At 72.0% G+C, this 26,301-nt stretch carries 27 protein-coding genes; 8 read left to right on the top strand and 19 right to left on the bottom strand.

Annotation, left to right across the window (positions count from 1 at the left end; genetic code table 11):
- Window positions 1–125: 125 nt before the first annotated feature.
- From ACZ6AQ_RS17425 to ACZ6AQ_RS17390, 8 genes are all read right to left on the bottom strand, one after another.
- Window positions 126–1,286 carry a MalY/PatB family protein gene (locus ACZ6AQ_RS17425; protein ID WP_468760557.1) on the bottom strand — a complete coding sequence of 387 codons (1,161 nt, stop codon included), beginning with the start codon at window positions 1,284–1,286 and terminating at the stop codon, window positions 126–128.
- A gap of 75 nt (window positions 1,287–1,361) precedes the next feature.
- Window positions 1,362–2,384 (bottom strand): class II fructose-bisphosphate aldolase, encoded by a 1,023-nt coding sequence (fbaA, locus tag ACZ6AQ_RS17420; protein WP_468760556.1) that lies wholly within the window; start codon window positions 2,382–2,384, stop codon window positions 1,362–1,364.
- 222 nt (window positions 2,385–2,606) lie between these two features.
- Window positions 2,607–3,146 (bottom strand): orotate phosphoribosyltransferase, encoded by a 540-nt coding sequence (gene pyrE / locus ACZ6AQ_RS17415; protein ID WP_388691257.1) that lies wholly within the window; start codon window positions 3,144–3,146, stop codon window positions 2,607–2,609.
- A 72-nt stretch (window positions 3,147–3,218) separates the two neighbouring features.
- Window positions 3,219–4,004 carry an aldose epimerase family protein gene (locus ACZ6AQ_RS17410; RefSeq protein ID WP_468760730.1) on the bottom strand — a complete coding sequence of 262 codons (786 nt, stop codon included), beginning with the start codon at window positions 4,002–4,004 and terminating at the stop codon, window positions 3,219–3,221.
- A 50-nt stretch (window positions 4,005–4,054) separates the two neighbouring features.
- Complete coding sequence (locus ACZ6AQ_RS17405; protein ID WP_468760555.1) at window positions 4,055–4,921, bottom strand: SRPBCC family protein; 867 nt, start codon at window positions 4,919–4,921, stop codon at window positions 4,055–4,057.
- A 76-nt stretch (window positions 4,922–4,997) separates the two neighbouring features.
- Entirely contained in the window at window positions 4,998–6,641 is a 1,644-nt protein-coding gene (locus ACZ6AQ_RS17400; RefSeq protein ID WP_468760729.1) for a polyamine aminopropyltransferase, read from the bottom strand.
- A 275-nt stretch (window positions 6,642–6,916) separates the two neighbouring features.
- Complete coding sequence (locus ACZ6AQ_RS17395) at window positions 6,917–7,438, bottom strand: DUF2617 family protein (protein WP_467388857.1); 522 nt, start codon at window positions 7,436–7,438, stop codon at window positions 6,917–6,919.
- Between the two features lie 261 nt (window positions 7,439–7,699).
- Window positions 7,700–8,038: a hypothetical protein gene (locus ACZ6AQ_RS17390; RefSeq protein ID WP_468760554.1), complete on the bottom strand. Its 339-nt coding sequence runs from the start codon at window positions 8,036–8,038 to the stop codon at window positions 7,700–7,702.
- A gap of 100 nt (window positions 8,039–8,138) precedes the next feature.
- Here ACZ6AQ_RS17390 and ACZ6AQ_RS17385 point away from each other — a divergent pair, with 100 nt between their 5' ends.
- Window positions 8,139–9,311: a pyridoxal phosphate-dependent aminotransferase gene (locus ACZ6AQ_RS17385; protein ID WP_468760553.1), complete on the top strand. Its 1,173-nt coding sequence runs from the start codon at window positions 8,139–8,141 to the stop codon at window positions 9,309–9,311.
- An 80-nt stretch (window positions 9,312–9,391) separates the two neighbouring features.
- Here the strand turns inward: ACZ6AQ_RS17385 and ACZ6AQ_RS17380 are convergent, their stop codons facing one another.
- From ACZ6AQ_RS17380 to ACZ6AQ_RS17370, 3 genes are all read right to left on the bottom strand, one after another.
- Complete coding sequence (locus tag ACZ6AQ_RS17380) at window positions 9,392–9,742, bottom strand: hypothetical protein (RefSeq protein WP_468760552.1); 351 nt, start codon at window positions 9,740–9,742, stop codon at window positions 9,392–9,394.
- Window positions 9,739–10,224 (bottom strand): prevent-host-death family protein, encoded by a 486-nt coding sequence (locus ACZ6AQ_RS17375; RefSeq protein WP_468760551.1) that lies wholly within the window; start codon window positions 10,222–10,224, stop codon window positions 9,739–9,741. Before ACZ6AQ_RS17375 ends, ACZ6AQ_RS17380 begins: the two co-directional genes overlap by 4 nt.
- Window positions 10,225–10,456: 232 nt before the next feature.
- Window positions 10,457–10,990, bottom strand: a complete 534-nt coding sequence (locus ACZ6AQ_RS17370) for a type III secretion system chaperone family protein (protein WP_388691276.1) — start codon at window positions 10,988–10,990, stop codon at window positions 10,457–10,459.
- Window positions 10,991–11,097: 107 nt separating this feature from the next.
- Between ACZ6AQ_RS17370 and ACZ6AQ_RS17365 the strand changes: the two genes are divergently transcribed.
- A complete protein-coding gene (locus ACZ6AQ_RS17365; RefSeq protein WP_468760550.1) occupies window positions 11,098–11,550 on the top strand; it encodes a hypothetical protein in 453 nt (150 codons plus the stop codon).
- Window positions 11,551–11,560: 10 nt separating this feature from the next.
- Here the strand turns inward: ACZ6AQ_RS17365 and clpB are convergent, their stop codons facing one another.
- Window positions 11,561–14,152, bottom strand: coding sequence for an ATP-dependent chaperone ClpB (clpB, locus tag ACZ6AQ_RS17360; RefSeq protein WP_468760549.1), 2,592 nt, complete (start codon window positions 14,150–14,152; stop codon window positions 11,561–11,563).
- A gap of 143 nt (window positions 14,153–14,295) precedes the next feature.
- Here clpB and ACZ6AQ_RS17355 point away from each other — a divergent pair, with 143 nt between their 5' ends.
- The gene (locus tag ACZ6AQ_RS17355; protein ID WP_468760548.1) at window positions 14,296–14,700 is read left to right on the top strand and encodes a pyridoxamine 5'-phosphate oxidase family protein; all 405 of its coding nucleotides are present in this window, start codon (window positions 14,296–14,298) and stop codon (window positions 14,698–14,700) included.
- 251 nt (window positions 14,701–14,951) lie between these two features.
- Here ACZ6AQ_RS17355 and ACZ6AQ_RS17350 read toward each other — a convergent pair whose 3' ends face one another.
- Together ACZ6AQ_RS17350 and ACZ6AQ_RS17345 are read right to left on the bottom strand one after the other, a co-directional pair.
- Entirely contained in the window at window positions 14,952–15,272 is a 321-nt protein-coding gene (locus tag ACZ6AQ_RS17350; protein WP_388691288.1) for a (2Fe-2S)-binding protein, read from the bottom strand.
- Window positions 15,269–15,547, bottom strand: a complete 279-nt coding sequence (locus ACZ6AQ_RS17345) for a hypothetical protein (protein WP_468760547.1) — start codon at window positions 15,545–15,547, stop codon at window positions 15,269–15,271. The genes ACZ6AQ_RS17350 and ACZ6AQ_RS17345 overlap by 4 nt, the downstream gene beginning before the upstream one ends.
- A gap of 194 nt (window positions 15,548–15,741) precedes the next feature.
- On the opposite strand from ACZ6AQ_RS17345, the gene ACZ6AQ_RS17340 reads away from it, so the two are divergent.
- On the top strand, window positions 15,742–16,725 hold the full coding sequence (locus ACZ6AQ_RS17340; RefSeq protein ID WP_468760546.1) for a helix-turn-helix transcriptional regulator: 984 nt from the start codon (window positions 15,742–15,744) through the stop codon (window positions 16,723–16,725).
- Window positions 16,726–16,730: 5 nt separating this feature from the next.
- Window positions 16,731–17,198 carry a hypothetical protein gene (locus ACZ6AQ_RS17335; RefSeq protein WP_468760545.1) on the top strand — a complete coding sequence of 156 codons (468 nt, stop codon included), beginning with the start codon at window positions 16,731–16,733 and terminating at the stop codon, window positions 17,196–17,198.
- A 61-nt stretch (window positions 17,199–17,259) separates the two neighbouring features.
- Here the strand turns inward: ACZ6AQ_RS17335 and ACZ6AQ_RS17330 are convergent, their stop codons facing one another.
- Genes ACZ6AQ_RS17330 through dnaK form a run of 4 tightly spaced genes read right to left on the bottom strand, consistent with a single transcriptional unit; the run spans window position 17,260 to window position 21,408 of the window.
- Window positions 17,260–17,703, bottom strand: a complete 444-nt coding sequence (locus ACZ6AQ_RS17330; protein WP_388691299.1) for a heat shock protein transcriptional repressor HspR — start codon at window positions 17,701–17,703, stop codon at window positions 17,260–17,262.
- A gap of 4 nt (window positions 17,704–17,707) precedes the next feature.
- Window positions 17,708–18,874, bottom strand: coding sequence for a molecular chaperone DnaJ (dnaJ, locus tag ACZ6AQ_RS17325; protein ID WP_468760544.1), 1,167 nt, complete (start codon window positions 18,872–18,874; stop codon window positions 17,708–17,710).
- A gap of 30 nt (window positions 18,875–18,904) precedes the next feature.
- Entirely contained in the window at window positions 18,905–19,567 is a 663-nt protein-coding gene (gene grpE / locus ACZ6AQ_RS17320; protein WP_468760543.1) for a nucleotide exchange factor GrpE, read from the bottom strand.
- Complete coding sequence (dnaK, locus tag ACZ6AQ_RS17315) at window positions 19,564–21,408, bottom strand: molecular chaperone DnaK (protein ID WP_388691308.1); 1,845 nt, start codon at window positions 21,406–21,408, stop codon at window positions 19,564–19,566. Before dnaK ends, grpE begins: the two co-directional genes overlap by 4 nt.
- 323 nt (window positions 21,409–21,731) lie before the next feature.
- Here dnaK and ACZ6AQ_RS17310 point away from each other — a divergent pair, with 323 nt between their 5' ends.
- The 3 genes from ACZ6AQ_RS17310 to ACZ6AQ_RS17300 all read left to right on the top strand — a co-directional run bounded on the left by ACZ6AQ_RS17310 (window position 21,732) and on the right by ACZ6AQ_RS17300 (window position 25,712).
- A complete protein-coding gene (locus tag ACZ6AQ_RS17310; RefSeq protein WP_468760542.1) occupies window positions 21,732–22,313 on the top strand; it encodes a sugar transferase in 582 nt (193 codons plus the stop codon).
- A gap of 57 nt (window positions 22,314–22,370) precedes the next feature.
- A complete protein-coding gene (locus ACZ6AQ_RS17305) occupies window positions 22,371–24,632 on the top strand; it encodes a (Fe-S)-binding protein (protein WP_468760541.1) in 2,262 nt (753 codons plus the stop codon).
- A gap of 147 nt (window positions 24,633–24,779) precedes the next feature.
- On the top strand, window positions 24,780–25,712 hold the full coding sequence (locus ACZ6AQ_RS17300) for a Yip1 family protein (protein WP_468760540.1): 933 nt from the start codon (window positions 24,780–24,782) through the stop codon (window positions 25,710–25,712).
- Window positions 25,713–25,803: 91 nt separating this feature from the next.
- Here the strand turns inward: ACZ6AQ_RS17300 and ACZ6AQ_RS17295 are convergent, their stop codons facing one another.
- The gene (locus tag ACZ6AQ_RS17295; protein WP_388694800.1) at window positions 25,804–26,301 is read right to left on the bottom strand and encodes a phosphoribosyltransferase; all 498 of its coding nucleotides are present in this window, start codon (window positions 26,299–26,301) and stop codon (window positions 25,804–25,806) included.

Genomic DNA, 26,301 nt, shown 5'->3' with positions numbered 1-26,301 from the left:
AGTCTGCCTCAGTGCGGGCCCGGACCCGGCGCCCGGCGGTCTCCCCCGGCCCGGCCTCCCGGACGGGCCCTCCGCCCGCGCCTCTCCGCCCGCTCCCCCGGGCCCCGCCCCGGGACGGGCCGGTCTCAGGCCGTCCGCAGCCGTCCCGCCGCCCTGACCAGCGCGTCCACGCCCCGTTCCGCCTTGGCGCGGGGGCAGCCCACGTTCAGCCGGACGAAGCCCGGGGTGCCGTACGTCCCGCCCGGCATGATCGCGACCTTCTCCACCGTCACCAGCTCCTCCTGGAGCCGGGTCTCCTCGATCCCCAGGGGCCGCAGGTCGATCCAGGCCAGGTAGCCGGCCTGCGGGGGCTCCCACACCACCCCGGGAAGCCCCTCCGACAGCCGCTCCCGGAGCAGTTCCATCGTGCCCGCGACGTAGCCGCGCAGCTCGTCCAGCCAGGCCGCGCCGTGCCGGTACGCGGCGATGTGGGCGGTCAGCGAGAGCACGGCGGGCGAGGCGAGCCCCTCCCCGGTCTCCACCCGCCGGACGAAGGCCTCCCGCTCGGCGGGATCGCCGATGATCCCGTACGAGCCGGAGAGAGCGGGGAAGTTGAACGCCTTCGTGGCCGAGGTGACCACCGCCCAGCGGCGGCCCCGGCCGGGTTCCGCGATCCGGGCCCACGGCACGTGGCGGTGTCCGTCGGCGGTCAGGTCCGCGTGGATCTCGTCGCTGACGACGCTCACCCCGTGGCGTTCGGCGAGGACGGCGAAGGAGGTCAGCTCCTCCTCCGTCCACACCCGGCCGGTCGGGTTGTGGGGGGAGCAGAGCAGCAGCATCCGGCTGTCCGGCCGGGCCAGCTCGCGCTCCAGGGCCTCCGCGTCCCCGACCGGGACCCCGCGCAGCTCGCGCCCGAGACCGGTGACGGCCTTGCGGAAGCCGTCGTACGTGGGGGTGTGGACGACCACGCCGTCACCGGGGCCGGTCCACATCCGGAGGAGCTGCGAGAGCTGGCTGAGGACGGAGGGCGCGTACACCAGGGAGTCCGGGTCGATCCCGGTGCCGTGCCGGCTCGCGTACCAGTGGCGCACCGCCTCGCGGAAGCCGCCGAGCCGCCAGTCCGTGTAGCCGAGGACCCCGTGGTCGACGCGCTCGCGGAGGGCGGCGAGGACGTCCGGCGGGGAGGCGAAGTCCATGTCGGAGATGGTGAAGGGCAGCAGGTCGGACACGCCGAAGCGGGCCGCCGTCCCGTCCCACTGCACCGACCAGGTGCCACGCCGGTCGATCTCCCGGTCGAAGTCGTACATCGGTCCCCCTCGCCGACGCGCGAAGGGTCCGGCACCCCGCGAGGCACCGGACCCTCCGTCCGCACGATCGCTTCGTTACTTCAGCTTCGTACCGGTCGAGCGCAGCGCGGCGCACGCCTCGGTCACGCGGGCGGCCATGCCGGCCTCGGCCAGCTTGCCCCAGGTGCGCGGGTCGTAGGTGGACTTCTTGCCCACCTCGCCGTCGACCTTCAGGACACCGTCGTAGTTGCGGAACATGTGGTCCACGACCGGGCGGGTGAAGGCGTACTGGGTGTCGGTGTCGAGGTTCATCTTCACGACGCCGTTCTCCAGGGCGGTGGCGATCTCCTCGGCCGTCGAGCCCGAACCGCCGTGGAAGACGAAGTCGAACGGGTCGGCCTTGCCGAACTTCGCGGCCACGCCGGCCTGGAGGTCCTTGAGCAGCTCGGGACGGAGCACGACGTTGCCCGGCTTGTAGACGCCGTGCACGTTGCCGAAGGAGGCGGCGAGCAGGTAGCGGCCCTTCTCGCCCAGGCCCAGGGCCTCGGCGGTGCGGATCGCGTCGTCCACGGTGGTGTACAGCTCGTCGTTGATCTCGTGGCTGACGCCGTCCTCCTCGCCACCGGTCGGGGTGATCTCGACCTCAAGGATGATCTTGGCGGCGGCGGCCTTCGCGAGCAGCTCCTGGCCGATGGCCAGGTTGTCCGCGAGGGTCTCGGCGGAGCCGTCCCACATGTGCGACTGGAACAGCGGGTCGCCGCCGGCCTTGACGCGCTCGGCGGAGATGTCGAGCAGCGGGCGGACGTAGCCGTCCAGCTTGTCCTTCGGGCAGTGGTCGGTGTGCAGGGCGACCGTGATGTCGTACTTCGCGGCGACGATGTGCGCGAACTCGGCCAGGGCGACGGCGCCCGTGACCATGTCCTTGTTGTACTGACCGCCCAGGAACTCGGCACCGCCGGTCGAGATCTGGATGATGCCGTCGCTCTCGGCCTCCGCGAAACCGCGCAGCGCGGCGTGCAGGGTCTGGGACGAGGTCACGTTGATGGCCGGGTAGGCGAACTTGCCTGCCTTCGCCCGGTCGAGCATCTCGTTGTAGACCTCGGGGGTTGCGATGGGCATTCGTCCGCTCCTTGTGATGTGCGGGGTGTGTGCTGTTGCTGTCCCTGACCTGGGGGCGACGTCATCGTCACCCCCATCCTTCCAGACTCTTCCCCGGGCTCCCATGGGCCCGGTACGCCGAGGGGCGGGGTGTTTCACGTGAAACACCCCGCCCCAGGACAAAGCAGCAGGTCAGAGCCGAATCCGGTCCGGCCGCCGGCCCGCGTCACGATGTGGCGGCGGTTACGCCAGGCCGAGATCCGCGAGCCGGTAGGCGGTGAGGTACGGAAGTCCCGCCTCCGCGACGGCGTCGGCGGCGCCCCGGTCCACGATCGTGGCCACGGCGACGACCTCGCCGCCCGCCTCGCGGACGGCCTCGACGGCGGTCAGCGGCGAACCGCCGGTGGTCGAGGTGTCCTCCACGACGAGGCAGCGACGGCCCTTGACGTCCGTCCCCTCGATGCGGCGCTGCATGCCGTGCGCCTTCTGCGCCTTCCGCACGACGAAGGCGTCCAGGCGCTGTCCGCGCGCGGCGGAGGCGTGCAGCATCGAGGTGGCGACCGGGTCGGCGCCCAGCGTCAGACCGCCGACGCAGTCGAAGTCCAGGTCGGCCGTGAGGTCGAGCATGACCTGACCCACCAGCGGCGCGGCGCGACCGTCCAGCGTGATCCGGCGCAGGTCGATGTAGTAGTCGGCTTCCCGACCCGAGGAGAGGGTCACCTTGCCGTGCACCACGGCCTTGTCCTTGATCTGCTGGAGCAGGTCAGCGCGTACGTCAGTCATGGCCCCGAGCTTAAGGGGCCGCTCGTCCGCCGGCTCCTCCCGGGCGGGGCGCCGCCGCGCGCGGACGCCGGCTCACGGGCGCCGCCAGCTCCAGGTGCTCTCGATCTCCAGGGGGTCGATCGGGGTGACCAGGCGCGGGTGGGTGTTGAGGCCGTTCGGGGGACCGGACTGCGGCTCGACGCAGACCGCCTCGGCCTGCTCGTCGTAGACCACGACCCACTCGGAGCGGGAGGTGACCCTCAGCTCCAGCTCCTCCGGCCAGGTGAGGGTGGCGTCGACGCCGCCGGGCATGCCGAAGCAGTCGTCCCAGGGGCCGGGGAGGGGGGTGATCCGGCGGCCGGTGGGGAGGTGGTTGTCGCCGCGCTCCTCTTGCCAGGCGGGTGCGAAGTCGAGCCGCACGTCCTGGCCGCCCTGCCCGAGGTTGCGCAGGAACCACGGGTGCCAGCCGGCCTGGGCCGGGAAGGAGTCGTCGTACGCCTCGACGCCGAAGCGCAGGGTGAGGGAGTCCTCGGCCAGCTCGAAGACCTGGGTGACCCTGCCCCCGTACGGCCACGGGTCGCCGAGTTCGCAGACGAGGACGGCCTCGGTGGCGGAGGACCGGACGGTCTTCCAGGCACGGTGGCGGACGGTGCCGTGGATGGCGTGCGGGGGCGCGTCGACCGGCAGTCGGTGGACGGTCGCGCCGTTGCGGAAGCGTCCGTTCTCGGTCCGCCCGCACCAGGGCGCCATCGGGAAGCACCCGTACCGCTCGCCCTGGCGCAGCACCTCGGTGCCGCCGATGCGCAGGCTCTCGATCCGGCAGCCGTTCTCGGGGCTGATGGTCAACTCGGCGTCGCCCGCCGTCAGTCGTGTCTGCATGCTCACCCCCCGACCCTAATCCCGCGAGGCGCGGAACGCGGCCGGTCGCTTCAGCGGCGTCGCCGCAGGGCCCGGCCGACGACGACGGCGGAGGCGAGCGCGAGGGCCGCCGCCGGCGCGAGCCAGCGCAGGGTGGCACCGGCACCGGCCGCCTCGGGCGCGGGAACGGGGGCGTACCGACCGCGCGGCGGGGCGTGGTCGACCTCCTCGGCGCTCCTCCCGATCATGGTCCGACGGGCGTGGGCGGCCTCGGCGGCGGGCTGCGGGGCGGGGAACGCGAGCGGCGTGCCGTCGAGGTCCCCGTCGTCGGGAAGGGGGCCGGGGACGGGGGGCGGCACCGGCACGTCGAAGAGGACACCGGGCTCCTCCACCCCGTCGTCCACACCGTCGGCGGCGGCACCGGTCCCGGCGCCGGGACCCGGGGGCTCCTCCGCGCCGCCGTCCGGGGCGGCCGTCTCCTCCCGCGCCTCCGGGAGGACCTCGCCGGGCTCCCCCGCGAGCCCCGCCACCGCCTCCACGAACCGGCCGAGGAGCCGGGCGCCCGTCGCGGACCGGACCTCGTCCGTCGTGTCGGCGAGCCGACCGGTCGCCGACAGGGCGCCCGTGAAGCCCATGCTCGTGCCCTCGGCCACCGGGGTGAGGACGACGGTGAGCGACAGCTCCGACCCGCCCTTGCCCCGGACCTCGACGCCCTCGCCTTCGTAGGTGATGGCACCGTCCCGCTCGACGATCCGCAGCGCGCCCCGGTAGGTGATGGTGCTGCCGCCGACCCTGACCCGGAGGCGGCCCGTGAGGGGGTCCGCCTCCGCGTCGGCGTCCCGCTGGAAGCCGGGGACGCAGCGCACCACGCGGGCCGGGTCCGTGAGCGCCGCGCGCAGGGCCTCGGCCGGGACCGGGACGAACACCTCATGCTCCATGGGAGCCGAGCCTACTCAGACCGGGGCGCCGCGTCGCCCGTTCGACCCGCACCGGGACGCGCGTGCCCCCGGCCGCTCAGTCGCCGTAGCGCGGATGGACGAGGGTCGAGGGCGGCTGTCCGGCGCCCCGGGTCCGTTCGGCGCGGAGCGCGGCGGCCTCCAGGACGTCCGCGTCGAGCGAACGCGGCCGGGGCGCGTCGGGGGCGAGGCCGAGGACGGGCGGGCGGGTGCCCGGGGCCGCCAGGAGGAAGCCCCAGTCGCCGGGGCCGCCCGTACCGCTGCGCCGGTCGGCGCGGTCGGGGCCGGCGGCGAAACCGGGGGCGCGGCCGCTCGCGCTGTACGGGCGGGTGGCGAAGCCGGCGGCGCGCAGGGTGGCGTCGACCGTCCAGTAGGTGCGGGGGCGGTCGGTGACCGAGCCGGCATGGACGGAGAGCCGCCCGGAGCCGGTGAGGACCCGGGTGACGAGTCCGTAGAACTCCTGCGAGTACAGCTTGGTGCTGGGGGTGATCCCCGGGTCCGGCAGGTCGGAGACCACCACGTCGTACCGTTCCCGCGCCCGGTCGGCGGCGCCGCGCAGCCAGTGGAAGGCGTCCGCGTGGACCACCCGGACGCGCGGATCCCGGAACGCCCTCCCGTTGAGCCGGGCGAGCGCCGGGTCGGTCCTGGCCAGGCGCACGACCCCGGGGTCGAGCTCCACGACGGTCACGGAGCGGACCCCGGAGTGGCGCAGCACCTCGCGGACGGCCATCCCGTCCCCGCCGCCGACGATCAGCACGCGCGCGTGCGGGCCGTTCATCGCGGGGTGGACGAGCGCCTCGTGGTAGCGGTACTCGTCCTGGCCGGCCACCCGGAGCCGGCCGTCGAGGAACAGGTCGGGCGGGCCCTCCGGGCCCCCCGTCACCACGACCTCCTGGACGTCGGTGTGGACGGCGACCCGCACGTGGTCCCCGTACACGGCCCGGCGCGCGGCCTGTTCGAAGTCGTCCACGAGCACGGTCGCGGTGGCGAGGAGGGCCAGGACGCACAGGTTCACGGCCAGGAGGAGGGTCCGGGAGCGGGCGGTCAGGTCGTGGCGGAACACCCGGAGGACGAGGCCGCCGCCCGCGACCGCGTTCACCGCTCCGGTGACGAGCGCGCCGGTGAGCTGGCCGAGCCAGGGCAGCAGCAGGAACGGGAAGGCGAGGCCGCCGGCCAGCGCGCCGACGTAGTCGGCGGCGAAGAGGTCGGCGACCGTCCCGGCGGCGTCGTCCGGCTCCCCCGGTCCCGCCCGCCGCCCGGTCCGCTGCATCAGCGACATCAGGAGCGGGATCTCCGCGCCGATGAGCACCCCGATGGCGAGCGAGAACGCCACGACCACGTACCGCGATTCGCCGAGCCAGGCGAAGGCCGCGTACAGCGCCATCGCCGAACAGCCGCCGACGAGCGCGAGCCCGGCCTCGACCAGACCGAAGCCGACGGCGGCGCGGCAGCGCAGCCGTTTGGCGAGGAGCGAACCCACTCCCATCGCGAAGACCATCACGGAGAGCACGACGGACGCCTGGGTGACCGAGTCGCCGATCAGATAGGAGGCGAGCGCCACCAGTTCGAGTTCGTAGACCAGGCCGCAGGCCGCGCAGACGAAGACCACCGCGAGGACCGGGAACCGCGCCGTCCCACGGGGTCGTGCGGGCCTCCGGGCGGGCGGGCGGGTGGGCGGCCGTCCCACCCGCCCGGGCGGCATGGTCGTGGTCGGCTCGATCATGCGCGTAACGCTACGTCACACCTCGTACGCACCTTGTCACCCACGCGTGTGCACCGGGCGCATCGGGGGGCGCATCGGAGTGCGCCACGCATACGCGCCGGAGAACGGCGTACGCGGATGCCGGGACGCGAACGGCCGCGCCTCGCCCGGAACGCGGCCGGCGGCGCCCCCGCTCCGGGACACCGCCGATGACGCCTGCGCTCAGGACACGACCGGCAGCGCCTCGCCCACGGCGCGACCGGTGGCGCCCCCGCTCAGGACACGACCGACGGCATCCGCGCGCCGACCCTGGTCCTGGTCACCACCAACTGCCCCTCCTGCGGGTAGGCGTGCCAGGTGCGCCAGCGCACCTGGCCCTCGTGGCGGTGGGCCAGCATCGCGGTGAAGGCGTGCGGAGAACCGGGGAAGGTGCCCGCGAGCCCGTGGGGATGATCGGCGACGAGGGCGAGCAACTCCTGGGCACGGCCCGCGAAGGAGCCGCTGGAGAGCGTCTCGACGCGCGCGGCGAACTCGTACTCCCACCCGTTGACGCGCTTGGAGACGCCGAGCGGGAGCGGGGTGCTGCTGCCGGGCATGCACGCCACGGTCTCCGAACAGGTGCGCCCCTCCTCCTCCAGGAGGACCTGATGGGAGGCTCCCAGGAGCCTCAACTGAATCTTCGCGCCGGTGAGTTCGAGGTCGAGCACGGCGAGCGAGGGCAGTGGTTCCCGCCCGAGGGCCCAGGCCAGGTCGGCCGCGCGCGTGTCGGTGTAGGAGGTTTTCAGGGTGGTGAGCATGGGTCGGCTCCGCAAACACGGTTTGGCGGGTGGGCCGGGGCGCCCCGGTGAAGGGTTCAACGGGGGTGGGGAATCGCCGGCTCGGGTCCACACACGGTCCGAGGGCTGTCTCTGTCAGGAGCGAGAGAACCACGCTCATCGGAAGAGTCGCAGCGGTTTTACCCAACTTGCCGTGGTTTCCAACCCCTTCGGGGTCCCCACAGTTCACTTGTTCAATCGGAATCGACCTGCGCGCGCCCGCCGGCCGGCCCACCCGTGTGCTCAACTGCCGCCGCAGCCGGACCCGCATCCGGAACCACAGGAGCTGCTGGAACTGCTGGAACTCCCGGACCCGCAGGAATTCCCGGACCCGCAGGAGCTGCCGGAGCCGCAGCTCCCGCCGGCGCCCCCGCCCCCGTCGGCCCAGCTCCCGCGGTTCCGCTTCCCGCGCCGTCCCCCGCGCCGGCGGACGGGCCCCCGGGCGGACGCGGTGCGGTAGGCGGCGAGGGCGCGGCGGATCTCGGCGCGCCGGGCGGCGGCCTCGCGGCGCTTCTCCGCGGTGGCGACGAGGCCGATGACGGCCAGGGCCCCCACGACGACGATGCCGATGACGATTCCCATGTGTGTGTCCCCCGTTCTTCTGTGCGAGGGAGATTCCCATGCCGCCGGGGCGCCAAAGCGCACTTGAGCAAGTCCAGAGCTTGGCCCCAGGATGACGGACATGACACGACCGCCGCTCAACCGCCGTCTCGCCGGGTTCGGCACGACGATCTTCGCCGAGATGTCCGCGCTCGCCGCCAGGACCGGGGCGATCAACCTCGGTCAGGGGTTCCCCGACACCGACGGCCCGGAGGAGATCCGGGAGGCGGCGGTGCGCGCCCTGCGGGACGGCCGGGGCAACCAGTACCCGCCCGGTCCGGGCGTCCCCGAGCTGCGGACGGCGATCGCGGACCACCAGCGGAGGCGGTACGGACTGGAGTACGACCCCGACACGGAGGTCCTGGTCACGGCGGGCGCCACCGAGGGCATCGCGGCGGCGCTGCTCGCCCTGGTCGAGCCGGGCGACGAGGTCATCGCCCTGGAGCCGTACTACGACTCGTACGCGGCCTGCGTCGCGATGGCCGGCGGCACCCGCGTTCCCGTCACCCTCCGCCCCCACGAGGGCTCCTACGTCCTCGACCTGGACGAGCTGCGGGCCGCCGTCACCGACCGGACCCGGCTGATCCTGCTCAACACCCCGCACAACCCCACCGGCACCGTCCTCACCCGGGCCGAGCTGGCCGCCGTCGCGGAACTGGCGGTCGAGCGGGACCTGCTCGTGGTCACGGACGAGGTCTACGAGCACCTGGTCTTCGACGGCGCCGAGCACGTGCCGCTCGCGACGTTCCCCGGCATGCGGGAGCGCACGGTCACCCTCTCGTCGTCCGGCAAGACGTTCTCGTTCACCGGCTGGAAGGTCGGCTGGGCCGTCGCGGACGCCCCGCTGATCGCCGCCGTCCGCACCGCCAAGCAGTACCTGACGTACGTGAGCGCGGGCCCCTTCCAGTACGCGATCGCCGAGGCGCTGCGGCTGCCGAACGCGTACTTCGACGGCTTCCGCGCCGACCTGCGGCGCAGGCGCGACCTGCTCGGCGACGGCCTGCGGGCGGCCGGGTTCGAGGTCTACGTGCCCCGGGGCACGTACTTCATCACCACCGACATCACCCCGCTCGGGGAGGAGGACGCCCACGCCTTCTGCCGCTCCCTCCCCGAACGCTGCGGCGTCGTCGCCATCCCCAACTCCGTCTTCTACGACGACCCCGCCACCGGCCGCAGCCAGGTCCGCTTCACCTTCTGCAAGCGGAAGGATGTTCTGGATGAGGCGGTGGCCCGCCTCCAGCGGCTCGCTCCCTGAAAGCGAGCCGGACGGCTCCTGCGGACGGAGGGCCCGGCATCCGCTCGCCAGGGAAGCCGGGCCGTGTACCGAACGACGAATTACTCGGTGTCCTTGGGATGCCTGGTCGAGGCATGGACGAGGATGACAGTCGAGGTCTCCGGGCTGACCAGGTATCGCACCCGGCCACCGCTGGTGATCTCGTACTCCCACTGTTCCAGGGCGGAACCCTTCCACTCCTTGGTCGCGTGCCTTCCCCGAAGGTGATGCTGACGATTCCAGTTGTCACGCGACAGCGGGTCGGTGCGCAACGCCTCCAGGCAGCGGTGTGCGTTCGGCAGCGCGGCTCGGCACAGCTCTTCCCAGCCCGTCACGGCCTCGGTCGTCCCGAAGACCACGTTCCATCCACTCAAGGGCGGAACGCTGACCCGATCGCCCTTCTTCGGGCTCACCCGCGCACCTCGACCGGACCCAGGTCGTCGCCGTCAAGGGGGCGTAGCGCTTCCTTGAGCTGCGCCGGATCGGCATTGACGCGGGCTGTCGCCCTCCAGGACACAAGCGTGCGGTGCACGGCCTCCCTGGCCCCGAGTTCGGCGGCGTCGGAAAGCGCTTCGAGCAACTCCACCGTGAACGCGCGCATCTCCTCGTCGTCCAGATGCCGCACCCAGGGGAAGACCTCCGGCAGCGCGAGCAGCAGTGATCGGGCCCCGTCGTCGTGCTTCATCAGCGCGAGGAAGAGCCGCGACGCGGTCGTCAGATTCTCCTCCGTGCGCTCAGCGTGTATCGCCGTGGTCAGCACCATGTCTGGCGCGTCCCGATGGGTGACGCGGAGGCAGCCAAGGGCAGCGGCCCGGGCGGCCACGGCTTTCGGGTTCCGGGACAGGTCGGTGAAGGAGACGGACTCCGGCTCAGCTCCCAGCTGCGCAATGCTCATACTCGGACTGTACTCAGACCACAGTCTGATTTCCAGTGATCGAGGACCTTGAGCCGCATGCCTTCGCCCTCTGCGAGCGGGACGACGTCCTCCACGAGGCCGTCGGCCGGCTGCGGCGCCTGGCGGGCTGAACCCGCGCCCGGGAAGCGCCGTCCGGCCGTACCGGAACGCGAAGGAGCCCGGCCCCGCCGAAGCGGAGGACCGGGCTCTTCCGTGTGCGCGTGGGGGAGGCTCAGGCCTCGTCGTCCCCGGCCTTGTCCTCCGGAGTCTCCAGGCCGAACTGCTCCACGATCCACTTGTCGAACTCGATGGAGGCGCGGACCCAGCTCACCGTGGAGGACACGAAGTGCTCCAGGGCGACGCCGGTGCCGATCAGCATCTGGGCCTCACCGATGAGGCGGAGGGTGGCGGAACCGTCCTCCTCCTCGTGCAGGTGGGTGTAGACCTTGGGCCACAGGGTGCGGCGGTTCCAGTCGTCGATCGCGTCGAGGATCTTCACGCGGTCGTCGGCCGAGTGGGGGCGGTCGTAGAACGTCCGGACCGAGAAGACCTGCTGCTCGTCCTCGCCGCGGAACATGAAGTAGGTGCGGAACTCCTCCCACGGAGCCGCGAGGTCGCCCTCGTCGTCGACGACGTACTTCAGTTCCATCTGGTCGAGGAGCTGCTTGACGAGGTCCTGGTCGGGGACGACGGGGCCCGCCGGTCCTGCGGCCTGAGGCTGGGGCTGACCCCCGAAATTCGGAATCGAGGACGGGTCGATGCTCACCGTGTATTTCCCTTCGTACGGATGCCCGCCATCCTCCCCCATCCCGGGCGGTCCGTGGCAACCCCCGCCTACCGCGATCCGCTGCGAGCTGACAGGATCCGGTGCCCATGGGGGACGACACGGGGGCGGGACGGAAGCCGGCGAAGCGGCGCCGGTGGATCTGGATCGGGGCGTCGGCGCTGGCGACGGTGGTCTGCGGCGGGCCGCTGGCCCTGCTGGTGTGGGGCGCCATGGCCTGGGACGACATCGGGAAGCCGGAGCCGGCCGACTGCTCCGAAGTGATGAGCTTCGCCCGGGGGAGGCTCCCGGCGGACGCCCGGGACGCCCGGTGCACGGCGGCCCACTGGCAGAACACGCGGGCCGTGGCCGAATTCCGTACGGGGCGGGCCGCGGCCGGGGCCTGGCTGGCCGCGACCTACCCGGCCGGGAAGCCCGCGCCCTCCTGCGAGCGGGACGTGTGCGTGGACGTGGCGTACGGCCAGGAGCTGTACGTCCACGTCCGGATCGCGTACGAAGACGGGGAGACCGCCCTCGTACGCGTCGAGGTGTTCGACACCTGACCCGGCGGGGTCAGCGGGCCGGGCCCACGGCCAGGCCGTCCCCGGAGCGGTCCACCCGGACCGTGTCGCCGTCCCGGATCTCGCCCGCCAGGATCTCCCTGGCGAGCCGGTCGCCGATCGCCGTCTGGATCAGGCGGCGCAGCGGCCGGGCGCCGTACGCGGGGTCGTTGCCCTCCTCGGCCAGCCACTCCAGGGCCTCCGGGGTGACGTCCAGGGTGAGGCGCCGCTCCGCGAGCCGTCCGGCGAGCCGGTCGACCTGGAGCCGGGCGATCCGGCCCAGCTCGGCCCGGTCGAGGGCCGAGAAGACCACCAGGTCGTCCAGCCGGTTGAGGAACTCCGGCTTGAAGCTGGCCCGCACCACGTCCATGACCTGCTGCTTCTTGACCTCCTCCGAGGTCGTCGGCTCGACCAGGTACTGGCTGCCCAGGTTCGAGGTCAGGATCAGGATGGTGTTGCGGAAGTCCACCGTCCGGCCCTGCCCGTCGGTGAGCCGTCCGTCGTCCAGGACCTGGAGCAGGATGTCGAAGACCTCCGGGTGCGCCTTCTCCACCTCGTCCAGGAGGACCACGCTGTACGGGCGGCGGCGGACCGCCTCCGTGAGCTGGCCGCCCTCCTCGTAGCCGACGTAGCCGGGGGGCGCGCCGACGAGCCGGGCGACGGAGTGCTTCTCGCCGTACTCCGACATGTCGATGCGGATCATGGCCCGCTCGTCGTCGAAGAGGAAGTCCGCGAGCGCCTTCGCCAGCTCGGTCTTGCCGACGCCGGTCGGGCCGAGGAAGAGGAAGGAACCGGTGGGCCGGTCGGGGTCCGCGATCCCGGCGCGGGTGCGGCGCACGGCGTCGGAGACGGCCCGCACGGCCTCGGTCTGGCCGATGAGCCGCTTGCCCAGCTCGTCCTCCATGCGGAGCAGCTTCTGCGTCTCGCCCTCCAGGAGGCGGCCGGCGGGGATGCCGGTCCAGGAGCCGACCACGTCCGCGATGTCGTCGGGGCCGACCTCCTCCTTGACCATGGTGTCCTTCGCGGACTCCTGGCGGGCCTCGGCCTCGGACGCCTCCTCCAGCTCCCGCTCCAGGGCCGGGATCTCCCCGTACAGCAGCTTGGAGGCGGTGTCGAAGTCGCCGTCCCGCTGGGCGCGCTCGGCGCGGCCCCGGGCCTCGTCCAGGCGCTCCTTCAGCTCGCCGACCCGGTTGAGGGACTGCTTCTCCTTCTCCCAGCGGGCGGTGAGGCCGCGCAGCTCCTCCTCGCGGTCCGCGAGGTCCCGGCGCAGCTTCTCCAGGCGCTGCCTGCTCGCCGCGTCCGTCTCGTTCTTCAGGGCCAGCTCCTCCATGCGGAGCCGGTCCACAGAGCGCTGGAGCTCGTCGATCTCGACGGGGGAGGAGTCGATCTCCATGCGGAGCCGGGAGGCCGCCTCGTCGACGAGGTCGATGGCCTTGTCGGGCAGGAAGCGGGAGGTGATGTACCGGTCGGAGAGGGTCGCGGCGGCCACCAGGGCGGAGTCGTTGATCTGCACCTTGTGGTGGGCCTCGTAGCGGCCCTTGAGCCCGCGCAGGATCGCGATGGTGTCCTCGACCGTGGGCTCGGCGACCAGGACCTGCTGGAAGCGGCGCTCCAGGGCGGGGTCCTTCTCGATCCGCTCGCGGTACTCGTCCAGGGTGGTCGCGCCGACCATGCGCAGCTCGCCGCGGGCCAGCATCGGCTTGAGCATGTTGCCCGCGTCCATGGCGGAGTCGCCGCCCGCGCCCGCGCCGACGACCGTGTGCAGCTCGTCGATGAAGGTGATGATCCGGCCGTCGCTCTCCTTGATCTCGGAGAGGACGGTCTTCAGGCGCTCCTCGAACTCGCCCCGGTACTTCGCGCCGGCGACCATCGCGCCGAGGTCGAGCGAGACCAGCCGCTTGTCCTTCAGGGACTCGGGGACGTCGCCCTTCACGATCCGCTGGGCGAGCCCCTCGACGACGGCGGTCTTGCCGACGCCGGGCTCCCCGATGAGGACCGGGTTGTTCTTGGTGCGGCGGGAGAGCACCTGGACCACGCGCCGGATCTCGTGGTCGCGGCCGATGACCGGGTCCAGCCTGCCCTCGCGCGCGGCGGCGGTGAAGTCCGTGCCGAACTTCTCCAGCGCCTTGTACTGCCCTTCCGGGTCGGGTGTGGTCACCCGGCGTCCTCCCCTGTTCGTCTCGAAGGCGGCGAGCAGCTTCTCGGCGCTCGCGCCCTGTTCTGCGAGGAGCTCACCGGCCCGGCCGCCCCTGGCGGCGATGCCGATGAGCAGGTGTTCGGTGGAGACGTACTCGTCTCCGAGTTCCCCGGCCCGCCGCGTGGCGTCCGCGACGACCGCGAGCAGTTCGCGGTCGGGCTGCGGGGGCGCGACCGTGGAGCCGGTGACGCTCGGCCGGGCGGCGAGCAGCCGCTCGGCGCCCGAGCGCACGGCCGCCTGGTCGGCGTCGACGGCGGCGAGCAGGTCGGTGATGTTCTCGTTGTCCCGGCCGGCGAGGAGGGCGAGCAGCAGGTGGGCCGGGGTCAGGTCCGAGTGCCCCTCGGACACGGCACGGCCGCCGGCCGCGTTGAGCGCGTCCCGGCTCCTGTTGGTCAGTTCGGCGTCCATGTGCGGTGCTCCTCCTCGGCGTGCGGGCCCCTCCGTGGTCTCCGTGACGGATCCACGACTTCCATGACCCTTACAGAGTACACAAACTTGAGCCTGGCTCGCTCAAGTCGGAGGAGGCAATTCCGCCCGGGTAGTTTCCTGCCATGGCAACGGACCCCAGGAACCCCACCGACGCGTACCTCGCCTTCTGGCGCGAGCGCCACCTGTGCACCCTGACCACCCCCCGCCCGGACGGCACGCCGCACGTGGTGGCGGTCGGCGTCACGTACGACCCCGAGAACGGGTACGCGCGCGTGATCACCAACAGGAACAGCCGGAAGGTCGCCCACGTCCTGGCGGCGGGCGCGGAGGGCGCGCGGGTCGCGGTCTGCCAGGTCGACCGGAAGCGCTGGGCCACCCTGGAGGGCGTCGCCCGCGTCCGCACGGAGCCGGAGGTGGTGGCGGACGCCGTCGCCCGCTACGCCGAGCGGTACGGGCGCACGCCGTCCCCGAACCCGGACCGGGTCGTCCTGGAGATCGCCCTCACCCGCGCGATGGGCCGCGCCTGATCCGGCGGGACGGGGCGCGGAGGCGGGACGCGGGGACGGGACGCGGGGACGGGACGCGGGGACGGGACGCGGAGGCGGGACGCGGGGCGGGGACGACCCCGGCCGCGGCGGACGTCCGGGCCGGGGCCGCGCGAACGGGAGGGCGCCCCGGCGGGCGCGCGCAGCACAGCGGCGCCATCGCGTTTCAGGTCCGCGATGGCGCCGCTGTGTGGGGGAAGTGCCTGGGCGACCTATGACGACGGGGGGATCGCTCAGGCACTGCGGGGGGTGGCGGTGATGGTCTCGGGTTCGATCAGCTGGTGGTCCCGCTGGTCGAGGTTGACGAAGATCATGCCGTACCGGACGGCACAGCGGATGGGCTGCGGCGCGCCGCGCGGGCGGCGCAGGCACCGGTACGCGCGGACGTCCTCGTCCTGCTCCCGCGCGACCACGACCGGCTCCCCGAACAGGGTGATCCTCAGCGAGTCGCCGCGGTGGGGGATGGCCGTGGCGAGATCGACGAAGTGCCAGCCGGAGCGGTAGGCCGACGCCATCTCCCGGCGGAACCTGCGGTCGTCCGGTGGGACGGTCACGCTTCCGCACCCGCCCGGACGGAGTCCCAGGTCGGCTCGGTGCCCCTGGCCGGCGGGGCGTCCCACGTCGGCTCCGGGTAACCGGCGGCGACGACGTCCCACGTCGGCTCGGAACCCCTGGCCGGCGGGGCGTCCCACGTCGGCTCCGGGTAACCGGCGGCGACGACGTCCCACGTCGGCTCCGAGCCCCCGGCTGGCGCGACGTCCCAGGTGGGCTCACCCGGAAGAGCGACGACGGTGCCCGCGGGCGGCGTGTCCCACGTCGGCTCCCCCACGGCGAAGATTCCGAGAGTAGCCGCGGCCGCGAAAGCTATGCCGCCAAGTGCACGAACCATCCTGGTCATGGCCGATCTCCACCTCTTTTGATCATTACCTCCCCCGCAGATAAGACGATGGCTCACTCCGAACCCTTCCACCAGAAGCGCCAGGCATCATGTTCCTGTAATTCAGGACCCTGAGGGGGGCGCAAATGGAGCCCAAACGCTGCGAAAAGGGCAGCGAACACGGCCCGGAAGAGCTGTGCGACGCGGGAAAGCTCCTCTATGCCGCCGCGCTGAGAGCGGGCCGCGTCTCCCGGACGGACGCCGAACGGGCGCCCTGCCTGGTCGACCTCGCCCTGCTGCACCCGGACCCGGACGAGAGCCAGTGGCTGCGGCCCGTCCCGCCCTCCATCGCGCTCAACAAGCTGATCCACCCCATCGAGCAGGAGATACAGCGACGGCGCCAGGAGGCCATATCCCTGGCCGACACGTTCGAGCCGTTCATGACGATCCACGCCCCCGACCCGGCCGCCACCCAGGTCATCACCGTCCTCGAAGGCCTCAGCCTCATCAACGCGACCCTCGACCGGGTCATCAACGAGTGCGCCGAGGAACTCCTCACCATCCAGCCCGGCAGCGGACGCAAACCCGAGGTCGTCCAGGCGGGACTGCGCCGCGTGGAACCGCTCGTGGAGCGCGGCATACGGATGCGGACCCTCTACCAGCACACCGCCCGCCACCACTCCGCGACCATGGGGTACGTGGAGCGCATCAGCCCCCACGGCCTGGAGGTCCGCACCCTCGAGGAGATCATCGACCGCCTGATCATCGTCGACCGCAAGGTCGCCTTCGTCCCGGCGCGCAGCGACCGCCAGGTCGCCCTGGAGCTGCGCCACGAAGGGCTCGTGCAGTACCTCGTCGGCGTCTTCGACCAGTTCTGGCTGCACGGCGTGCCCTGGGAGGAGGAGATCCCCTACAGCCCGTCCGTGGACGGCATCGGCGGCGTCCAGCGCTCCATCGCCAAGCTCCTCGTCGAGGGCCACGTGGACGAGGCCATCGCCCGCCGGCTCGGGATGAACGTGCGCACCTGCCGGGCCCACATCGCCAAGCTCGCCACCGCCCTCGGCAGCGGGAGCCGGGCCCAGCTCGGCTACCTCATCGCCCAGTCCGGCCTCCTCGAACGGGAGGGCTGACCGCCGTGTACGCGCACACCGAACTCGACGGCCCCGCCGGCACCCTGCGGGTCTCCGGACACGGGCTGCCCACCGTGGAACTCGTACGGACCCCCGGGACCCGGCCCGACGCCCACACCCCGATAGGGACCCGCAGCGCGGCCCTGCTGACCCTGACGGTGGACGGGGAGCCCGCCGTGATCCGGCCCGCCCGGGGGCGGCTGCTGCGGCGCTCCTACCGGGTGGACGTACGGACCGGCGGCGTCCGCCACCGGCTGGTCCCCTGCGGCCACCGGGACAGCCGGTTCCTCCGGGACGGGCGGCGGACCGGCACCCTGACCTCCTCGGGCGACGGCCGGGTCGTCGACGCGTGGGAGCCCGGCGCGACCCCCCTCGACATCGCCCTCGGCACCGCCCTGGCCGCCGCGTTCGGCACGGGGGCCGCGCCCTGGTTCGAGACGGTCGGCGAGATCGTCTCCGAACTGATCCCCTGACCCGGACGCGCGTGAGGCCCCCTCCACCGTCGTGGAGGGGGCCTCACGCGTACCGCGGGGACTACTCGCCGCGCTTGGGGCGCCAGACCACCAGCGCGCTCGCCTGCTGCACGTCCTGGTACGGCACGAGGTCGCGCCGGTACGAGGCGTGCACCTGGGCCTCGCGCTGCCGCATCGCCGCCGCCGCGCCGTCGAGCGCCGCCGACAGCTCGGCGACCCGGCTCTGGAGCGCCGCGACCTGGTTCTCCAGCTCGATGATGCGCTTGATCCCGGCCAGGTTGATCCCCTCGTCCTGCGACAACTGCTGCACCTGGCGGAGCAGTTCGATGTCACGGGCCGAGTAGCGCCGCCCCCGGCCGGCCGTGCGGTCCGGGGAGACCAGGCCGAGCCGGTCGTACTGACGGAGGGTCTGGGGATGCAGACCGGAGAGCTGGGCCGCCACCGAGATGACGTACACCGGCGACTCGTCGGTCAGTTCGTACGGATTGCGTCGGCGCCCTTCCACCGGGTCACGCTCCCTTCGCGGCCTGGAACAGCTCGGCCCGCGGGTCCTCGGAGGCGGTCGCCTCGCGGTAGGTCTCCAGGGCCTCGCGTGCCTTCTCGTCCAGTTCCTTCGGCACGGCGACCTCGACCGTGACGAGGAGGTCGCCGCGCGTACCGTCCTTGCGGACCGCGCCCTTGCCCCGGGCGCGCATGGTCCGGCCGTTCGGCGTGCCCGCGGGCAGCTTGAGCGTGACCGCGGGGCCGCCGAGGGTCGGCACCCTGATCTCGCCGCCGAGCGCCGCCTCCGTGAAGGAGACCGGCACCGTGACGGTGAGGTTGTCGTCCTTGCGGCCGAAGACCGGGTGGGGGTCGGCGTGCACGACGACGTACAGGTCGCCGTTGGGCCCGCCGCGCTCGCCCGGCGTCCCCTTGCCGCGCAGCCTGATCCGCTGCCCGTCGGAGACGCCCGCCGGGATGCGGACCTGCATGGTGCGGGAGGACTTGGCCCGGCCGCTGCCCTTGCAGACCTCGCAGGGGTCCTCGGCGATGAGGCCGCGCCCCTTGCAGTCCACGCAGGGGTCGGTGAGGGAGAAGCCGCCGCCGCTGCCGCGCGACACCTGCCCGGTGCCGACGCAGGTCGGGCACACCCGGGGCGTGCCGTTCTTGTCGCCGGTGCCCGAACAGGCCGCGCACGGCTGCTGGCTGGACATCCGCAGCGGTACGGTCGCGCCCTCGACGGCCTCGGTGAAGCTGAGCGTCACCTCGGACTCGATGTCCTGGCCGCGCCGCGGCTGGGTGCGCGCGCCGCCCCCGCCCCGGTTGAACAGTCCGCCGAACACGTCCCCGATGCCGCCACCGCCGAACCCGCCGGGCCCGCCCTGGGCGCCTCCGAAGAGGTCGCCCAGGTCGAAGTTGAACGAGCCGCCCCCGGGACCGCCGGCCCTGAGGCCGCCGTTCCCGAAGAGCGCGCGGGCCTCGTCGTACTCCTTGCGCCGCTTGGGGTCACCGAGGACGTCGTTCGCCTCGGAGATCTCCTTGAAGCGCTCCTCGGCCCTGGTGTCGCCCTTGTTGGCGTCCGGGTGGTTCTCGCGGGCGAGCTTCCGGTACGCCTTCTTGATCTCGGCCTCGGTGGCGTCCTTGGGGACGCCGAGAACCTTGTAGTAGTCCTTCTCGACGAAGTCCTTCGTGCTCATCGACGTCCCTCCTTCCGGACGATCGTTGCGTCACCCCTCCTCGGGGGCACCGCTCTCCTCGTCGGCCGACTTCTTCTCGTCCTTGGCCGGGGCCGCGCCCGGCTGGGGCTCGGCGACGGCCACGCGGGCGGGCCTGATGGTCCGCTCGCCGATCCGGTACCCGGGCTGCAGGATCGCCACGCAGGTCGTCTCGGTGACGTCCGGCGCGTACGAGTGCATCAGGGCCTCGTGGATCGTCGGGTCGAAGGGCTCGCCCTCCTTGCCGAACTGCTGCAGGCCCATCTTGGCGACGACGGTCTCCAGCGATTCGGCCACCGACTTGAACCCGCCCACGAGTTCGCCGTGGTCCCGGGCCCGGCCGACGTCGTCGAGCACGGGAAGGAGCTCGGACAGGAGGTTCGCGACGGCGACCTCCTTGACCGCGACCCGGTCCCGCTCCACGCGGCGGCGGTAGTTCTGGTACTCGGCCTGGAGCCGCTGGAGGTCCGCGGTGCGCTCGTCGAGCGCGGAACGGGTCTGGTCCAGCTGGGCCACGAGGCCCGCGTCACCGGCCGGCTTCTGGCTGCTTGCGTCCCCGGCCGGGGCCGTCGCGTCCTCCTGGGCGGAGTTCTCGACGGCCTCGGCGGCGTCGTCAGGGGTGGCGCCGGAGGGGACGTCGGGCTTCTCCTCGAAGCCCGGGGTCTCCTCGGTCACGCCTGGCCACCCTTCTTGGGCTCGTCGTCGACGATCTCGGCGTCGACGACGTCGTCGTCCGCCTTGGCCTGGCCGGCACCGGCGTCGCCGCCGGCGGCCTGCGCGCCCTGCGCGTCGGCGTACAGCGCCTGGCCGAGCTTCTGCGAGACGGCCGCGACCTTCTCGGTGGCGGTGCGGATCTCGGCGGTGTCCTCGCCCTTGAGCTTCTCCTTCAGCTCGGCGAGAGCGCCCTCGACCTCGGTCTTGACGTCACCGGGGACCTTGTCCTCGTTGTCCTTGAGGAACTTCTCGGTCTGGTAGACGAGCTGCTCGCCCTGGTTGCGGGACTCGGCGGCCTCGCGGCGGCGGTGGTCCTCCTCCGCGTACTGCTCGGCCTCCTGGCGCATCCGGTCGACCTCGTCCTTCGGCAGCGAGGAGCCGCCGGTGACGGTCATCTTCTGCTCCTTGCCCGTGCCCAGGTCCTTCGCGGTCACGTGCATGATGCCGTTGGCGTCGATGTCGAAGGCGACCTCGATCTGCGGGACGCCGCGCGGCGCCGGCGGCAGACCGGTCAGCTCGAACATCCCGAGCTTCTTGTTGTACGCCGCGATCTCGCGCTCGCCCTGGTAGACCTGGATCTGCACGGACGGCTGGTTGTCCTCGGCCGTCGTGAAGATCTCGGACCGCTTGGTCGGGATCGTGGTGTTGCGCTCGATGAGCTTGGTCATGATGCCGCCCTTGGTCTCGATGCCGAGGGACAGCGGGGTGACGTCGAGGAGCAGGACGTCCTTGACCTCGCCCTTGAGAACACCGGCCTGGAGGGCGGCGCCGATGGCGACGACCTCGTCCGGGTTCACGCCCTTGTTGGCCTCGCGGCCGCCGGTCAGCTCCTTGACCAGCTCGGCGACGGCCGGCATGCGGGTCGAGCCGCCGACGAGGACGACGTGGTCGATCTCGGAGAGCTGGATGCCCGCGTCCTTGATGACGTTGTGGAACGGCACCTTGCAGCGCTCCAGGAGGTCCTGGGTGAGCTGCTGGAACTGGGCGCGCGTGAGCTTCTCGTCCAGGTGGAGCGGGCCCTCGGCGGAGGCCGTGATGTAGGGCAGGTTGATCGTGGTCTCGGTCGAGGACGAGAGCTCGATCTTGGCCTTCTCGGCCGCCTCGCGCAGGCGCTGGAGCGCCATCTTGTCCTTGGACAGGTCCACGCCGTGGCCGTTCTGGAACTGCGTCACCAGGTAGTCGACGACGCGCTGGTCCCAGTCGTCGCCACCGAGGTGGTTGTCACCGTTGGTGGCCTTCACCTCGACGACGCCGTCGCCGATCTCCAGGAGGGACACGTCGAAGGTGCCGCCACCGAGGTCGAAGACGAGGATCGTCTGGTCGTCCTTGTCGAGGCCGTAGGCCAGGGCGGCCGCGGTCGGCTCGTTGACGATGCGCAGGACGTTGAGGCCCGCGATCTCACCGGCCTCCTTGGTGGCCTGGCGCTCGGAGTCGTTGAAGTAGGCCGGAACGGTGATGACCGCGTCGACGACCTTCTCGCCCAGGTACGCCTCGGCGTCGCGCTTCAGCTTCTGCAGGATGAAGGCGCTCATCTGCTGCGGGTTGAAGTTCTTGCCGTCGATCTCGATCTTCCAGTCGGTGCCCATGTGGCGCTTGACCGACCGGATGGTCCTGTCGACGTTGGTGACCGCCTGGCGCTTGGCGACCTCGCCGACGAGCACCTCGCCGTTCTTCGCGAAGGCGACGACGGACGGCGTGGTCCTGGCGCCCTCGGCGTTGGTGATGACGGTGGGCTCGCCGCCTTCCAGAACGCTGACGACGGAGTTAGTCGTGCCCAGGTCGATGCCGACCGCACGTGCCATTTCGATTCCTCCAGCTGCCTGACTTGAGTGGTACGGACTCAAGGATGCACCACACCCGGCGTCGAGTCAACAGACATGAGTCGGCTCGACTCAACTCTTCGCCCCTTCGTTCGCTCAAAGAACCGCTACGACGGGAGGGCGCGCGTCATTCCCCGCCCCGACGGGGTGCCCCGTGAGAGAGTCCGGGGGCCCCTTCCCGGGCATAGCAGGCATATTCCATGAATATCCGACGATTCCCGTTCGTCCCCCGGAAAGGGCGGGCAGCACCCGCCCCGCCCGGAGGCGTGCGGCGAACGCTCGTCCCGCGCGGAAGGGAGCGGCGCATGACGGCCAAGCGCGCGTTCGACGTCCTGGGCGCCCTCGCGCTCCTCGTCGTCCTCTCCCCGCTGCTCGCCGCCGTCGCCCTCTCGGTCGCCCTCGGCTCGGCGTCCCCCGGCGGCGCGGTGCTGCGCCGCCGGACGGTGGCGGGCCTGGAGGGGCGGCCCTTCACGATGCTGACCTTCCGCACGAGGAGCCCGCTGGCCGCGCTGCCGCTGCTGCTGCACGTCCTGGCGGGCCGGATGTCGCTGGTCGGGCCGTGCCCGCTGACCCCGGGCCACCGCGAGTGCGCGGGCGAGGGACGCCGCCGGCTCTCCGTACGCCCGGGGCTGACCGGGCCGTGGCAGATCAGCGGGCGATCGGACCTGCCGTGGGAGGAGCGCGAGCTGCTCGACCTCCACTACGTGGACCACCACTGGCTCGGGATGGATCTGGCCGTCCTGGCGCGTACGCTTCCAGCAGTCCGCCGACGCCGCGCGGCGTCCCGCGCGGGCGCGCGTGGCAAGGGTCGCCTGAGCGACACAGATCACCGCGAGGACCGCTGCGCCACGGGCCCCGAACGGGTAATCTCAGCACGGACTAGATAAGTTACCGCTTAGTAGGCTCAGCTCAGGCACTGAGCGGGCCCGCTCGAGGAGCCCGTCATGCAACTCGCCGCGATCATTGTGTCGCTGACGCTGACCGTGGTCGGCGTTGCCCTGCTCGCTCGCGCCATCGGCCGGTTCGTCCGCTACTTCAAGCTCGGCCAGCCGGTCCCGGCCGGTACCCGGACCGACAACCCGTACCAGCGCAGCGTGACCCTGGTCAGGGAGTTCCTCGGCCACACCCGCATGAACCGCTGGGGCGTCGTCGGATTCGCCCACTGGTTCGTCGCGGTCGGCTTCCTGACCCTGCCGCCGACGATCGTCACCGCCTACGGCCAGCTGTTCCAGGCCGACTGGACACTGCCGGTCATCGGCGGCTTCCTGCCGTACGAGCTGTACATCGAGTTCATCGGCTCGATGACGATCCTCGGCATCGCGGCCCTCATCGTGATCCGCCTCCTGAGCCTCCCGGGCCGGGCGGGCCGCAAGTCGCGCTTCGCCGGCTCCAAGGCCGGCCAGGCGTACTTCGTCGAGTACGTCATCCTCACCATCGGCCTGGCGATCTACGTGCTCCGCGGCCTGGAGGGCGCGATCCACCACGTCGAGCACTACGAGGCCGCGTACTTCGCCTCGTACCCGCTCGTCCTGGCCTTCAAGGGCCTGAGCGTCGCCGCGCTGCAGAACCTGGTCTACCTCTTCGCCATGATCAAGCTGAGCACCACCATGATCTGGATGATCGTGGTCTCGCTCAACACCAACATGGGCGTCGCCTGGCACCGCTTCCTCGCCTTCCCCAACATCTGGTTCAAGCGCGAGGCCGACGGCTCCACCGCGCTCGGCGCGCTCCGGCCGATGACCAGCGGCGGCAAGGAGATCGACTGGGAGGACCCGGCCGAGGACGCCGTCTTCGGCGTCTCCCAGGTCGAGCAGTTCTCCTGGAAGGGCCTCCTGGACTTCTCCACCTGCACCGAGTGCGGCCGCTGCCAGTCGCAGTGCCCCGCCTGGAACACCGGCAAGCCCCTCTCCCCCAAGCTCCTCATCATGTCGCTGCGCGACCACGCGCACGCCAAGGCGCCGTACCTGCTCGCGGGCGGCGGCAAGACGATGGAGGGCGACGAGAAGGCGACCGAGGAGCAGCTGAAGGACGTCCCGGCGTCGGCCCTGGCCGAGGCCGAGCGTCCGCTGATCGGGACGGTCGAGGAGAACGGCGTCATCGACCCCGACGTCCTGTGGTCCTGCACCACCTGCGGCGCCTGCGTCGAGCAGTGCCCGGTCGACATCGAGCACATCGACCACATCGTCGACATGCGCCGCTACCAGGTGATGATCGAGTCCGCGTTCCCGTCCGAGGCGGGCACGATGCTCAAGAACCTGGAGAAGAAGGGCAACCCCTGGGGCCTGGCGAAGAAGCAGCGCGTCGAGTGGACCAAGGAGGTCGACTTCGAGGTCCCGATCGTCGGCAAGGACGTCGAGGACCTCACCGAGGTCGACTACCTGTACTGGGTCGGCTGCGCCGGCGCCCTCGAAGACCGGGCCAAGAAGACCACCAAGGCGTTCGCGGAACTCCTCCACATCGCGGGCGTCAAGTTCGCGATCATGGGCGGCGAGGAGAAGTGCACCGGTGACTCCCCGCGCCGCCTGGGCAACGAGCCGCTGTTCCAGCAGCTCGGCCAGGAGAACGTCGCGATGCTGAACATGGCGTTCGGCGAGGACGACGAGGACCCGGAGACGAAGAAGCCGAAGTCGGCCAAGAAGATCGTCGCCACCTGCCCGCACTGCTTCAACACCATCGCCAACGAGTACCCGCAGCTCGGCGGCGAGTTCGAGGTCATCCACCACACCCAGCTGCTCCAGCACCTCATCGACGAGGGCAGGCTGACCCCGGTGACCCCGGTCGACGGCCTGATCACCTACCACGACCCCTGCTACCTGGGCCGTCACAACAAGGTCTACACGCCGCCGCGCGAGATCATGTCCGCCGTCCCCGGCCTGCGCCAGCAGGAGATGCACCGCCACAAGGAACGCGGCTTCTGCTGCGGCGCCGGCGGCGCCCGGATGTGGATGGAGGAGCGGATCGGCAAGCGCATCAACAACGAGCGCGTCGACGAGGCCCTGTCCCTCAACCCCGACATCGTCTCCACCGCCTGCCCGTTCTGCCTCGTCATGCTGACCGACTCGGTCAACGGCAAGAAGAACGAGGGCAAGGCCAAGGAGTCCGTCACGGTCGTGGACGTCGCCCAGCTGCTCCTCGACTCGGTGAAGACCCCGGTCGACCCGGAGCCGGCGGAGGAGACGGAGCCGGAGCCCGAGCCGGCCGCGTGACCCGCCCCCGGCGCCCGTAGGAGAACGGCCGCCCCGCACACGTCGTGCGGGGCGGCCGTCGCCGTTCCCGCCCCCCGTCCCCTAGGGGATGTCACAGGTCGGCCGCAAAGGAGCGCCCCGGCGGCGGGAGCGGGTACGTTCAATGACGTGGCTGGATTCAGGAACGGACGCGGCCGGGACAACCGCCCCCCGCAACAACAACCGCAGCAGGCGCCGTACGGGTACGACGCGGCCCCGCCGCCGCCCCACGCGCGGCAGCCGTGGCCCCCGCAGGGCCGGGGCCCCGCACCGTACGGGCAGCAGGGGTACGGACCGGGGCAGCAGGGGTACGGACAGCAGGGCCGGCAGGGACAGCAGAGCCCCCAGGGCCGGCAGTCCCACGAGGAGCCGGAGTACTTCGGCGACCCCTACGGGCACCAGCCGCAGCACCCGCACGCGGCCGCGGCGAACAACCCGGGCCACACGCAGATGTTCAGCGTGGACGACCCGTACGGCCCGGCCGCGGGCCACCCGTCCGGCGCCGCGCCCGCCCCGGTGGGCCCCCGGCTCCCCTGGAAGGCGCTCCTGAGCGGCATCGTGCTGCGCCCGGCGGACACGTTCCTGCGAATGCGGGACCACGCCGTCTGGGGCCCGGCCCTGATCGTCACCTCCCTCTACGGACTGCTGGCGATCTTCGGCTTCGACACGGCCCGCGAGGAGGCGATCAACGCCACCCTGTCGACGGTGATCCCGTACGTCCTGATGGTCGCCCTCGGCTTCGTCGTCGGCGGGCTCGTCCTGGGCGCGGTCACCCACACCCTCGCCCGCCAGCTCGGCGGCGACGGGATGTGGCAGCCGACCGTCGGCCTGTCCATGCTGATCATGTCCCTCACGGACGCGCCCCGGCTGGTCTTCGCGCTCTTCCTCGGCGGCGAGAACGGCCTGGTCCAGGTCATCGGCTGGCTGACCTGGCTGGCGGCGGGCGTGCTCTTCACCGCCATGGTGAGCCGCTCCCACGACCTCCCCTGGCCGAAGGCCCTGGGCGCGTCGGCGATCCAGCTGGTGGCGCTCCTGGGCCTGATCAAGCTGGGCACGCTGTAGGGGACGCGCGGACGACGGAGGGGCCTCACCCGCGCGGGTGAGGCCCCTCCGTCGTCCGCGCGCGGCCCGGGGCCCGGCGCGCCCGTACCGCTCAGGCGTCGAGGATCTGTCCCTCGCGCCTGACGACGGGCGGCTCGACGGACCAGGGGAAGTTGATCCAGTCGTCCGTCTTCTTCCACACGTACTCGCACTTCACGAGGGAGTGCGACTTCTCGTAGACGACGGCCGAGCGGACCTCGGCGACGTGGTCGACGCAGAAGTCGTGGACGAGCTTGAGGGTCTTGCCGGTGTCGGCGACGTCGTCGGCGATCAGGACCTTCTTGTCGGAGAAGTCGATCACGTTGGGGACGGGCGCCAGCATGACGGGCATCTCCAGGGTCGTCCCCACCCCGGTGTAGAACTCCACGTTCACGAGGTGGATGTTCTTGCAGTCCAGGGCGTAGGCCAGGCCGCCGGCGACGAAGACGCCGCCGCGGGCGATGGAGAGGACGACGTCGGGCTCGTAGCCGTCGTCGGCGATGGACTGGGCCAGCTCGCGGACGGCGCGCCCGAATCCCTCGTACGTCAGGTTCTCGCGTACTTCACTCAT

It is taken from the genome of Streptomyces sp. NPDC041191, assembly GCF_055591945.1.
The sequence above is the reverse complement of the archived record's forward strand: the minus strand, read 5'-3'. Positions and strand labels throughout refer to the sequence as shown.

Bases quoted from the DNA above. Each gene is read 5' to 3' on its own strand.
- ACZ6AQ_RS17425 (WP_468760557.1), bottom strand. From the start codon at position 1,286: ATGTACGACTTCGACCGGGAGATCGACCGGCGTGGCACCTGGTCGGTG.
- fbaA (WP_468760556.1), bottom strand. From the start codon at position 2,384: ATGCCCATCGCAACCCCCGAGGTCTACAACGAGATGCTCGACCGGGCG.
- pyrE (WP_388691257.1), bottom strand. From the start codon at position 3,146: ATGACTGACGTACGCGCTGACCTGCTCCAGCAGATCAAGGACAAGGCC.
- ACZ6AQ_RS17410 (WP_468760730.1), bottom strand. From the start codon at position 4,004: ATGCAGACACGACTGACGGCGGGCGACGCCGAGTTGACCATCAGCCCC.
- ACZ6AQ_RS17405 (WP_468760555.1), bottom strand. From the start codon at position 4,921: ATGGAGCATGAGGTGTTCGTCCCGGTCCCGGCCGAGGCCCTGCGCGCG.
- ACZ6AQ_RS17400 (WP_468760729.1), bottom strand. From the start codon at position 6,641: ATGCCGCCCGGGCGGGTGGGACGGCCGCCCACCCGCCCGCCCGCCCGG.
- ACZ6AQ_RS17395 (WP_467388857.1), bottom strand. From the start codon at position 7,438: ATGCTCACCACCCTGAAAACCTCCTACACCGACACGCGCGCGGCCGAC.
- ACZ6AQ_RS17390 (WP_468760554.1), bottom strand. From the start codon at position 8,038: ATGGGAATCGTCATCGGCATCGTCGTCGTGGGGGCCCTGGCCGTCATC.
- ACZ6AQ_RS17385 (WP_468760553.1), top strand. From the start codon at position 8,139: ATGACACGACCGCCGCTCAACCGCCGTCTCGCCGGGTTCGGCACGACG.
- ACZ6AQ_RS17375 (WP_468760551.1), bottom strand. From the start codon at position 10,224: ATGAGCATTGCGCAGCTGGGAGCTGAGCCGGAGTCCGTCTCCTTCACC.
- ACZ6AQ_RS17365 (WP_468760550.1), top strand. From the start codon at position 11,098: ATGGGGGACGACACGGGGGCGGGACGGAAGCCGGCGAAGCGGCGCCGG.
- clpB (WP_468760549.1), bottom strand. From the start codon at position 14,152: ATGGACGCCGAACTGACCAACAGGAGCCGGGACGCGCTCAACGCGGCC.
- ACZ6AQ_RS17355 (WP_468760548.1), top strand. From the start codon at position 14,296: ATGGCAACGGACCCCAGGAACCCCACCGACGCGTACCTCGCCTTCTGG.
- ACZ6AQ_RS17340 (WP_468760546.1), top strand. From the start codon at position 15,742: ATGGAGCCCAAACGCTGCGAAAAGGGCAGCGAACACGGCCCGGAAGAG.
- dnaJ (WP_468760544.1), bottom strand. From the start codon at position 18,874: ATGAGCACGAAGGACTTCGTCGAGAAGGACTACTACAAGGTTCTCGGC.
- dnaK (WP_388691308.1), bottom strand. From the start codon at position 21,408: ATGGCACGTGCGGTCGGCATCGACCTGGGCACGACTAACTCCGTCGTC.
- ACZ6AQ_RS17310 (WP_468760542.1), top strand. From the start codon at position 21,732: ATGACGGCCAAGCGCGCGTTCGACGTCCTGGGCGCCCTCGCGCTCCTC.
- ACZ6AQ_RS17305 (WP_468760541.1), top strand. From the start codon at position 22,371: ATGCAACTCGCCGCGATCATTGTGTCGCTGACGCTGACCGTGGTCGGC.
- ACZ6AQ_RS17295 (WP_388694800.1), bottom strand. From the start codon at position 26,301: ATGAGTGAAGTACGCGAGAACCTGACGTACGAGGGATTCGGGCGCGCC.